We start from the raw sequence: 1,128 nt of genomic DNA, 5'->3' as shown, positions 1-1,128 counted from the left end.
CCCACCACCTTCGCGGTCTGCGGGCCGTAGGTGCGCGGCCACGCCGTGGTCTGCGCCGGACGGTAGACCACCGCCGACGGAATGACCGTGAAATCGGTCCGGTGAATAGTTTCACCCTCGCCGCTGGCGTAGCGGTTCTCTTCGAGGTGGTAACCCGCCGCCGTGACCAGATACTCACCGTTGTCGCTGAAGAACGGCGCGTTGGTTAACGTGAAGGTGTGCCCCGGCGCAATCCCCGCCGCCGTGGCGGTGGCCTGAATCTGCTGATGCTCAACCTGCCAGCGCTCCTGACGAATGCGGGCATAGAACTCCCCGTGCCCTTTGTCGACAAAGCGACCCGGCCAGTCGTACACGTCAATGCTGCCCGGCGTCGGCGACGCCGGGTTCTGCTGGGCCTGGAACAGCCACGCGTTCGGCTTGCGGAAGTCATAGTCGTCGAGGCTGTAAATCCCCGGCGTCACGCTGTCCTCCAGCGCCCACTGGCTGATGCCCTCTTCATCCGTACTGCCGCCGGACGGCGTCTGGTGGTAAGGAATAACCTCATAGCCGCTGAACGGCTGGTACTGCGTGGCGGCGTCGGTGAGCACCAGGGTGTGCTTGTCCGCCTCATGGCGGAAGTGATACGCAATCCCCTCCAGCTCCATCAGGCGGCTGATGAAGTCCAGGCTCGACTCCTGATACTGCACGCAGTAGTCCCACACCCGGTAGCTGCCGGTGAGTTTGTCCTCAACGTTGACCTGATGCTCACCCAGCAGGGTTTTCACAATCTGCGGCACCGTCTGGCCCTGGAAAATACGCAGGTTACGGTCGCGCTTCATCGGCCACAGGTCCGGCTCCACCGTCAGCTGGTACACCGCATAGCGGGTGCCCGTCAGCTCAACGGCGCTGACCGCCACCCGGGTAATCTTGCCGTTTATATAGCGGGGCGTCAGCAGGCTCTGCGTCGGGATGGTCACCGTGACCGGCTGGCCCAGCAGCTTACTGCGGTCAATGCGCGCGTCCGTGCCGAGCACGGTCAGCGTCAGCGCGAACGACTCGGACATCGCCTCGCGGCCCGTCAGTTTCCAGAACAGAAGCCCCTCCACCGGGAGCTGAACGGTAATTCGGTTGAGCATAATCTTTATTCCA

General features: G+C 63.2%; 1 protein-coding gene. It reads right to left on the bottom strand.

What is annotated here, in order from left to right; all coding sequences use genetic code 11:
- Nucleotides 1-1,115 (bottom strand): type VI secretion system Vgr family protein (locus ACOTXI_RS24220; protein ID WP_335233488.1); only part of this gene is annotated, 1,115 nt, incomplete at its 3' end.
- Nucleotides 1,116-1,128: the final 13 nt, after the last annotated feature.

It is taken from the genome of Enterobacter cloacae complex sp. BZL2005 (genome assembly GCF_049238885.1).
Classification (GTDB): domain Bacteria; phylum Pseudomonadota; class Gammaproteobacteria; order Enterobacterales; family Enterobacteriaceae; genus Enterobacter; species Enterobacter roggenkampii.
This window is presented reverse-complemented; position numbering and strand designations above follow the sequence as displayed.